The organism is Pseudoxanthomonas sp. LjRoot204_2 (assembly GCF_056175765.1).
Genome location: NZ_JBGFFG010000119.1, coordinates 1 through 8,475 on the forward strand (window position 1 = coordinate 1; position 8,475 = coordinate 8,475).

Consider the following 8,475-nt stretch of genomic DNA (forward strand, 5'->3'; position numbering starts at 1 on the left):
TCTTCGCTCAGGTGCTGGCGCTGGGCGGCACGCTGTCGGGCGAACACGGCATCGGCCTGAGCAAGCGCGATTTCATGGCGGATGCGTTCAACGCGGCGACACTCGATGCGATGCGGGCGATCAAGCTCGCGCTGGATCCCGACGGGATCCTCAATCCGGGCAAGGTGCTGCCGCCACCCTGATCCCTTTGTAGGAGCGACGTAAGTCGCGACCGCACGTCGCCAGCGTTCGTCGACCATCAAGGGACGGGGAACCGATAGCCAGCGTGCTGCCGGCGGTTTGCGGGGCACGCAGGGGTCGCGGTCGCGACTTACGTCGCTCCTACAAAGGCATCAGGACTCGGAAAAGTGGTCGTAGCCGCGACGCGGCGGCGTCCATGGCTCGCCATCGGCGCGCATGGGATGCACGCCCTCGCCCGCCCCCATGCGGCCGATCCGGGTGATCCGCAGATCGAGCCGGGATGCCAGCGCCGCGATGTCGGCACGCGCGTCGGCAGGCGCCGTGAAACAGAGCTCGTAGTCGTCGCCACCACTCGCCTGCATCGGCAAGCGCGTGGTCGCATCGAACGCCGCGCACAAGGCGTCGGACGCCGGCAGCGCATCGATCTCGACCCGCGCGCCCAGTCCGCTACGCGCAGCGACATGACCGAGGTCAGCCAGCAATCCGTCCGAAACATCCACGCATGCGCTCGCACGTCCGACGAGCGCGCGACCTGCTTCCATGCGCGGCGTTGGCCTGTCGAGGCGGACCCGCAGTGCATCGACGGGCGTGCGTTCCAGCAGCGCCAGCGCGCCGGCCGCATCGCCCAGCGTTCCGGTCACCCAGATGTCGTCGCCGACACGTGCGCCATCTCGCCGCAGCGCGCGTCCGGGTTCGACGAATCCCATCGCGGTGACCGACACCGACAGCGGACCGCGCGTCGTATCGCCGCCCACCAGCACGATGCCGTGGTGGGTCGCCAGCGCGACGAAGCCATCGAGGAAGCCGTCGATCCATACCGGGTCGGACTGCGGCAACGACAGCGACAGCGTGCACCACGCGGGGTCGGCACCCATCGAAGCGAGATCGGAGAGGTTCACCGCCAGCGCCTTCCAGCCGATATCGGCCGCCCGCGTGCCACGGGGGAAATGGATGCCGTCGTTCAACGTGTCGGCGGTGACCACCAGTTGCCGTCCCGGTGGCGGTGCCAGCACGGCGGCGTCGTCGCCGATGCCCAGCACCACGTCGCCGCGCGCGCCGGCGCGTGCGCGGATGCGGGCGATCAGGTCGAATTCGCCGATACCCATGATGGCGTCAGTCGCGCGACCGCGCGAAATCGACGGCGGACTGGATGGCCGCGCGCGCCTGCGGGCTGTTCTTCCAGCAGGTGGATCCCGTCAGGCCTGCGGCACTGACGATCACCTCCGAGGGTTCGGCGGCGGCCAATTGCCGCAGGGAGGCAATGCCCATCTGTTCCAGCCGTTGCACCACGGTGGGACCGACACCTTTCAGCGCGAGCAAGGCGTCACGTTCGTCTGCAGAGAACCGGGCGTTGCCGCCGTGCACGTCAGCGGCGCGCCTGCGCCTCGGCCGGGCGCCAGTCGACGGCGGCGTGGTCGAGCACGCCGTTGATGTAGGTGTGCCCGTGTTCGGACCCGAACCGCTTGGCGGTCTCGATGGCTTCGTTCAGCACCACGCGGTAGGGCACGTCGAGGCGATGGATCAGCTCGTAGGCGGCGATCCGCAGGACGGCGCGCTCGATGGGATCGACTTCCTCGACCGCACGATCGAGGAAGGGCAGCAGCGCCTCGTCCAGCGACGCACGGTGCCTCACCACGCCGCGCACCAGGTCCTCGAAATATTCGAGGTCGGCGATCTCGTGCGCCTGCTCGTGGGCGAACTGCGCGATGACCTGGCCGAYTTCGCCGCCCGACATCTGCCACGCGTACACGGCCTGCAGCGCGCGGCGGCGCGCGCGCGCGCGCGTGACCGGATCGACGCCGTCCTTGCGGTGGGGATGGGGGTGTCGGCTCACGTCGGCTCCTGCGGTTCTTGGGTTACGGCAACTGTTCCAGCAACTGCGCCATCTCGATGGCGGCCAGTGCGGCTTCTTCGCCCTTGTTGCCATGGCTGCCACCGGCACGCGCTTCGGCATCCTCGATGCGCTCGACCGCCAGCACGCCGTTGAGCACAGGCACGCCGGTGTCCAGCTGTACGCGCATCAGGCCTTCGGCACAACGATCGGCGACGTGTTCGTAGTGGCGGGTGTCGCCACGGATCACGCAGCCCAGCGCAATGAGGGCGGCATGGTCGCCCGAGGCGGCCAGCCGCGCGGCGGCAAGCGGGATCTCCCACGCACCGGGCACCCGTACCACGTCGATCATGTCCTCGCCCACGCCGTTGCCGGCCAGGCTCTGGCGCGCGCCGGCCACCAGCACATCGGTGATGCGCGGGTTCCAGCGGCTGGCGATGATCGCGAAGCGGGCGCCGTCGGGCGCGCGCAGATCGCCTTCGTAATGGGACATGGCGGGTTCCTTGGGGGTGGGGAAGTCTACCAGCCGGGGCGGGCGGCCGGTCTGCCGAGGCCGGTCAGGGCTGGACGTACTCGACCACGTCGAGCCCGAAACCGGCCAGGCCGACCTGGCGGCGCGGGGTGCCCAGCACGCGCAGCCGGCCCAGGCCGAGGTCGGCCAGGATCTGCGCACCGGCGCCGTTGCGACGCCACTGCCCCACATCCTTGGCGTTTGCGCGCACCTCGGGTTGCTTGCGCAGGCGGGCCAGCAGCGCCTCGGCGTTGCGGGGCTCGGAGAGCACCACCATCACGCCCTGCCCTTCCGCCGCGATCGCGCGCAGCGCATCGGTCGCATGCACGCCGAAATCGTCGCGGCGCCAGTGCAGCAGGTCGCTCAACGGGTTTTCCACCTGCACGCGTACCAGCGTGGGCGAGTCCTTGCGTGGCGTGCCGCGGACCAGGGCAAAATGCAGGTCATGGGCGATGCGGTCGCGATAGGTCACCAGCCGGAACGGACCGAACTCCGTCTCGATGTCGCGCGCGTCGATGCGCTCCACGGTGTGCTCGGTGGCCAAGCGATAGGCGATCAGGTCGGCGATCGATCCCATCTTCAGGCCGTGCTCGCGCGCGAACACTTCCAGCTGTGGACGTCGCGCCATGGTGCCGTCCGGGTTCAGCACTTCGACCAGCACACCGGCCGGCTCCAGGCCCGCGAGCAGCGGCAGGTCGCTGGCGGCTTCGGTATGGCCGGCGCGGGTGAGCACGCCGCCGGGCTGGGCGATCAGCGGGAAGATGTGGCCAGGCTGGCTGAGGTCGGTGGGCTTCGCATCGGGACGCACGGCAGTGCGCACCGTGTGTGCGCGGTCGTAGGCGGAGATGCCGGTGGTGACGCCCTCGGCGGCCTCGATGCTGACGGTGAAGTTGGTGTGGAACTGCGCCGTGTTCGTCTGCACCATCGGCGCCAGGCCCAGTTGCGTGCAGCGTTCGCGGGTCAGCGACAGGCAGACCAGGCCGCGCGCGTGGGTGACCATGAAGTTGATGTCGGACGGCTTGACCAGCTCGGCCGCCATGATCAGGTCGCCTTCGTTCTCGCGGTCCTCGTCGTCGACGATGACGACCATGCGGCCGTTGCGGATTTCTTCCAGCAATTCGGGAATCGGGGCGAAGTTCATGCGCCGCTCCTCTCGCCCAGCAGGCGCTCGACGTAGCGCGCGACCAGGTCGATTTCCAGGTTCACCGCATCGCCGACGGCGGCCTGCGAGAACGCGGTGTGCGCCACCGTGTGCGGGATCAGCGCGACCTCGAATCCTTCGCCRTCCACTTCGTTGACCGTCAGGCTCACGCCATCGACGCAGATCGAGCCCTTCTTCGCGATGTACTTCAACAGCGGCGCCGGGGCGGCGAATCGCCAGCGCTGCGCGCGCGCATCCTCGTGCACGGACAGCACGCCGCCGACGCCGTCGACATGGCCGCTGACCAGGTGGCCGCCGAGGYGGTCGGTGGGGCGCATCGCCCGCTCCAGGTTCACCAGCGCGCCTGCGGCCAGGCCGCCGAGCGTCGTCAGCGAGAGGGTTTCGGTGGAGGCGTCGGCCTGGAAGCTGGCGGCGTCGAACGCGATCACGGTCAGGCATACACCGTTGACCGCGATGCTCTCGCCCAGCCGCACCGCGTCGAACGGCAGCGTCCCCACAGCCACGGTCAGGCGGACGTCGCCACCGACGGGTTCCAGCGCCGCGATGCGGCCGACGCCTTCGATGATGCCGGTGAACATCAGCAGGCCTCCTGCAGGAGGACGGGGAAAGCGGTGGGAAGCGTGGAAGGCATGCAACGTCTCTCGCGAAAGCAAAGCGGAGACGCCTCCGGGCGCGAAGGCAGGCGCACGACGCCGCGCTTCCGCGCGGTTCGGCGATGCCGTCTTCTTTCATCCGGACTATGACCGTCGGCTCCGGCATCTGACCGGATCTGCTGACCCTTCGGCGGCTTTGGCGAGTCCGCACCGGAACGTGCGGGCTCTTGCGGGGTAATCGCATGCCGCCCAAGGCGCTCGCGGGCTCGTCGCTGGGCGACCTACCGCCGGTGGGGAATCGCACCCCGCCCTGAAGACGTCGTTGGTGGTATGCCGGCGGACCGGCCCGCGCATTCTACACGCCGCACCCGGCACCCGCCGGCGAACGGAGTGTTCCGCGGGATGTCAGGCCGGCTTGCGGCGCAGGTGCAGGATCAGCGGCCAGCGCATGGTGCGCACCCGCTGCGGATCGCCCCAGACCTCGGCCAGGGCGGGCGTGTGCGCGTAGACCGGATCCTCGCCCGTGGCCGCGCGATAACTGCCGGTGGCGGACAGGCTGCCGAAATACCCCAGCAGCGTGGGCAGGTTCCATTCCGCGGTCAGCCACAGGCGGGGCGTCGGGACGAACTCGAACGGCCACACGTAGTCGCCGTAGCCCATGTCCACGTCGGCGCGTTCCGGCGGCCAGTACGKGTCGATGTCGTCGCGGACCTTCTCGGCGACCTCGGCCAGGTCGTCTTCGAAAATGATGTCCTGGTAGGTCCAGGCCGCCAGCACGCCGCCGGGACGCAGCACGCGCTCGCAGGCGGCGAAGAAGCGGTAGCGGTCGAACCAGTGCAGCGCCTGCGCCACGGCGACCAGGTCCACGCTGGCGTCAGGCAACGCGGTCGTCTCCGCCGGTTCGACGGCGAGGCTGACGTTGCCGCCCGCCTGCCCGTGCGCCCAATGGCGCTCGATCTGTGCCGCGCTGGGGTCGGTGGCGTGCACGTGGGCGAAACGCGCGGCGAGCCCGCGCGTGGCCTGTCCACTGCCGGCCCCGGGCTCCCACACACGGGCGCTGGCGGGCACGGCGTCGGCGATCACGTCGTACAACGCATCGGGATACGTGGGGCGGGAAGCGACGTAAACGTCGGCGACCCCGGAAAAATGGTCCTTGAAGGCCACCATGGCGAGCGTCAGCGGGCAGGTTGCAGCAGGAGGCGGTGATCTTCGCCAATCATGCGGCTGTCCACAATCTCCAGCGTCAGCCGCTCCGCCATCGCCTGGATGCCCAGGCCGCCGAACAGCGGCCGGGCCTGATCGCCGAGCAGCATCGGTGCTACGTACAACAGGACCTCGTCGGCCAGCCCCGCCGCCACGAAGGCGCCTGCCAGTGTGGCCCCCGCTTCGGCATGCACTTCGTTGATGCCCCGGCCAGCCAGCAGCTCCAGCACCGCCTTCAGGTCGAAATTGCTGCCGGTGGCCGGGGCGACCACGCGCTGGACATCGACATCGCGCGGCGGTTTGGCCTCGGCCGTATGGACATAGAGCGTCGGCGCGTCGCCCTGGCGTACGTTGCCGCGCGCGACGGTGGCCAGGCCAGGGTCGAGCACCACCCGCAGCGGCGGCTCGAAGGCCGTGTCGTCACCGAAGCGCACGGTGAGCGAAGGGTCGTCGGCCAGCACCGTGCCTGCCCCGGTGAGGATGGCGCCGGCGCGCGCGCGCCAGCGCATCACGTCGCGCCGCGATGCCTCGCCACTGATCCATTTCGAATCGCCATTCGCCATCGCGGTGCGGCCGTCCAGGCTGGTGGCCAGTTTCACCCGCATCCACGGCCTGCCGCGCTCCACCCTCGATAGGAAGCCACGGTTCAGGCGTCGCGCCTGTGCTTCCATCAATCCGGCCTGCACCTCGATGCCCGCCGCGCGCAGGCGATCGAAACCCGCGCCATCCACCTGGGGAAACGGATCGCGCATCGCCGCGACCACGCGCGTCACGCCCGCGGCGACCAGCGCGTCCGCGCAAGGACCGGTGCGGCCGGTATGCGCACACGGCTCCAGCGTGACGTACGCCGTCGCCCCCTTCGCCCCCTTCGCCTGCTCGCCTGCCGCCTGCAGCGCGAACACCTCCGCATGCGGACCGCCGGCCTTCTGGTGCCAGCCTTCTCCGATGACCTGTGCACCCTGCGCGATCACGCAGCCCACCATCGGGTTCGGCCGCGTGGTGTAGGCACCGCGCTCGGCCAACCGCAGCGCCCGCGCCATGCACTGGTGGTCGAACGCGGAAAAGGCGGTATCGGTCATGCGTCGTCACGCTGCATCGGAAGGGGCGACAGTATGCGCCACGCGCTCGGCCGGCCGGATCGACATCACGACGACCGGGGTGCCGTGCAGCGACGTGCGCTCTTCCACTTGCCACCCGAGCGAGGCATAGAAGCTCTCGTGCCACAGGGTGAACAGGCGAAGCAGCGCCACACCCTCACGCGCGGCATGCGCGACCGCCGCGTCGACCAGCACGCGTCCGCCGCCACGGCCCCGCGCTTCGGGCAACACGAACAGGCTGCCCAACCACGGACTGCCACGATCCTGCAGCGCAGGCGCGTCCTCGACCAGCAGGCTGACCGATCCCAGCAGCTCCTTCCCGTCCATCAGCAGCAGCGTGGTCGGTACCGACGTGCGGGTCGCATGATCCACCAACTCGGCCGTGGCGGCATCCAGGGTCCAGTCGTCGTACAGCCCGCCCCACTCCTGATGGTGCCAGCGCGCGAGCGTTTCGATGCACGCGGTGTGCCGCCCGATCGCCTCGATGCGCACGCTCAGCGCTTCTTGTTCTTGTCCGCGTGCTTGTCGAACGGCACCACGTCGCCGCTCAACAGGGACAGTTGGCCGGCGGCGGGAAGATCGCGTTCCAGCTTCTCGATCTCGTCGCGAAAATCGGCGACGTCCTCGAAGCTGCGGTACACCGAAGCGAAGCGCACGTACCCCACATGGTCGAGCTTGCGCAGCTCGCCCATGACGAACTCGCCGATCTTGCGCGAGGCGATTTCGCGCTCACCGCTCATGCGGATGGCATGGATCACCGCCCGCACGGCAGCCTCGATCTGTTCTTCGGATACCGGCCGCTTCTGCAGCGCACGGTCGAAACCGGCGCGCAGCTTGCGCGCATCGAACGTATCGCGACGGCCATCGCCCTTGATGACCGCCGGCAGCTTGATCTCGATGTTCTCCAGCGTGGAGAACCGCTCCCCGCACGCTTCGCACTCCCGACGACGACGGATCGTCGCGCCGTCCTCGGAGACGCGCGAGTCGATCACCCGGGTATCGGTGTGCTGGCAGAAGGGGCAGTGCATCGTCGTCGGTCAGCCGTAAACCGGGTACTTCCGGCACTGCGCGGTGACGTTGTCACGCACCTTCGCCAGCACGGCTTCATCGCTCGGCGCGTCGAGCACATCGCAGATCCAGTTGGCCAGGTCGATGCAGTCCTGTTCGCCATAGCCGCGCGTGGTGACGGCAGGCGTGCCGATGCGCAGGCCCGAGGTCACGAAGGGCTTGCGCGGATCRTTCGGCACGGAATTCTTGTTGACGGTGATGTGCGCCTTGCCGAGGGCTTCTTCCGCGTCCTTGCCGCTGACGTCCTTGCCGATCATGTCGACCAGCATCAGGTGGTTCTCGGTGCCGCCGGAGACGATCTTGTAGCCGCGCGCGATGATCGTCTTCGCCATCGCCTGGGCGTTCTTCACGACCTGCGCCTGGTAGCTCTTGAACTCCGGCTCCAGCGCCTCCTTGAAGGCCACGGCCTTGGCCGCGATGACGTGCATCAGCGGACCACCCTGGATGCCCGGGAAGACGATGCTCTGCAGCTTCTTCTCGATCTCCTCGCCCGCCGGCCCCAAACCAGCACGACTGGCCACGATGATGCCGCCGCGCGGGCCGCGCAGCGTCTTGTGGGTGGTCGAGGTCACCACGTGCGCATGCGGCAGCGGATTCGGATAGACGCCGGCGGCTACCAGGCCCGCCACGTGCGCCATGTCGACGAAGAGGTAGGCGCCGACCTTGTCGGCGATGGCGCGGAAACGTGCCCAGTCCACCACCTGCGAATAGGCGGAGAAGCCGGCCACGACCATCTTCGGCTTGTGCTCCAGCGCCAGCTTCTCGACTTCGTCGTAGTCGATCAGGCCCTGGTCGTTCACGCCGTACTGGACGGCGTTGAAGATCTTGCC

12 protein-coding genes and 1 riboswitch are annotated in these 8,475 nt (G+C 69.1%); of the genes, 1 reads left to right on the forward strand and 11 read right to left on the reverse strand.

What is annotated here, in order from left to right; all coding sequences use genetic code 11:
• Positions 1-182, forward strand: a 182-nt coding sequence (locus AC04L7_RS07530; protein WP_475512765.1) for an FAD-binding oxidoreductase, incomplete at its 5' end; no start/stop codon positions are given.
• Between the two features lie 150 nt (positions 183-332).
• On the opposite strand, the gene thiL is transcribed toward AC04L7_RS07530, so the two are convergent.
• The 11 genes from thiL to glyA form a co-directional block, all read right to left on the reverse strand.
• On the reverse strand, positions 333-1,280 hold the full coding sequence (gene thiL, locus AC04L7_RS07535) for a thiamine-phosphate kinase (protein WP_436001089.1): 948 nt from the start codon (positions 1,278-1,280) through the stop codon (positions 333-335).
• Between the two features lie 13 nt (positions 1,281-1,293).
• On the reverse strand, positions 1,294-1,500 hold the full coding sequence (locus AC04L7_RS07540) for a helix-hairpin-helix domain-containing protein (protein WP_475512766.1): 207 nt from the start codon (positions 1,498-1,500) through the stop codon (positions 1,294-1,296).
• Between the two features lie 46 nt (positions 1,501-1,546).
• Positions 1,547-2,014 (reverse strand): transcription antitermination factor NusB, encoded by a 468-nt coding sequence (gene nusB, locus AC04L7_RS07545; RefSeq protein ID WP_475512767.1) that lies wholly within the window; start codon positions 2,012-2,014, stop codon positions 1,547-1,549.
• 22 nt (positions 2,015-2,036) lie between these two features.
• Positions 2,037-2,504, reverse strand: coding sequence for a 6,7-dimethyl-8-ribityllumazine synthase (ribH, locus tag AC04L7_RS07550; protein ID WP_296278494.1), 468 nt, complete (start codon positions 2,502-2,504; stop codon positions 2,037-2,039).
• Positions 2,505-2,568: 64 nt separating this feature from the next.
• Positions 2,569-3,663, reverse strand: a complete 1,095-nt coding sequence (gene ribB / locus AC04L7_RS07555; protein WP_299346451.1) for a 3,4-dihydroxy-2-butanone-4-phosphate synthase — start codon at positions 3,661-3,663, stop codon at positions 2,569-2,571.
• Complete coding sequence (locus AC04L7_RS07560) at positions 3,660-4,262, reverse strand: riboflavin synthase (protein WP_475512768.1); 603 nt, start codon at positions 4,260-4,262, stop codon at positions 3,660-3,662. The genes ribB and AC04L7_RS07560 overlap by 4 nt, the downstream gene beginning before the upstream one ends.
• Positions 4,263-4,400: 138 nt before the next feature.
• Positions 4,401-4,599: riboswitch (FMN riboswitch) on the reverse strand.
• Between the two features lie 83 nt (positions 4,600-4,682).
• Positions 4,683-5,444, reverse strand: coding sequence for a class I SAM-dependent methyltransferase (locus AC04L7_RS07565; RefSeq protein WP_475512769.1), 762 nt, complete (start codon positions 5,442-5,444; stop codon positions 4,683-4,685).
• An 8-nt stretch (positions 5,445-5,452) separates the two neighbouring features.
• Complete coding sequence (ribD, locus tag AC04L7_RS07570) at positions 5,453-6,559, reverse strand: bifunctional diaminohydroxyphosphoribosylaminopyrimidine deaminase/5-amino-6-(5-phosphoribosylamino)uracil reductase RibD (RefSeq protein ID WP_436000159.1); 1,107 nt, start codon at positions 6,557-6,559, stop codon at positions 5,453-5,455.
• A gap of 6 nt (positions 6,560-6,565) precedes the next feature.
• Complete coding sequence (locus tag AC04L7_RS07575) at positions 6,566-7,069, reverse strand: GNAT family N-acetyltransferase (RefSeq protein WP_436000161.1); 504 nt, start codon at positions 7,067-7,069, stop codon at positions 6,566-6,568.
• A gap of 2 nt (positions 7,070-7,071) precedes the next feature.
• The gene (gene nrdR, locus AC04L7_RS07580) at positions 7,072-7,605 is read right to left on the reverse strand and encodes a transcriptional regulator NrdR (RefSeq protein WP_296278500.1); all 534 of its coding nucleotides are present in this window, start codon (positions 7,603-7,605) and stop codon (positions 7,072-7,074) included.
• 9 nt (positions 7,606-7,614) lie between these two features.
• Positions 7,615-8,475: serine hydroxymethyltransferase (glyA, locus tag AC04L7_RS07585; protein WP_475512770.1), on the reverse strand; the 861-nt coding region annotated here is incomplete at its 5' end.

Bases quoted from the DNA above. Each gene is read 5' to 3' on its own strand.
- ribD (WP_436000159.1), bottom strand. From the start codon at position 6,559: ATGACCGATACCGCCTTTTCCGCGTTCGACCACCAGTGCATGGCGCGG.
- ribH (WP_296278494.1), bottom strand. From the start codon at position 2,504: ATGTCCCATTACGAAGGCGATCTGCGCGCGCCCGACGGCGCCCGCTTC.
- nrdR (WP_296278500.1), bottom strand. From the start codon at position 7,605: ATGCACTGCCCCTTCTGCCAGCACACCGATACCCGGGTGATCGACTCG.
- ribB (WP_299346451.1), bottom strand. From the start codon at position 3,663: ATGAACTTCGCCCCGATTCCCGAATTGCTGGAAGAAATCCGCAACGGC.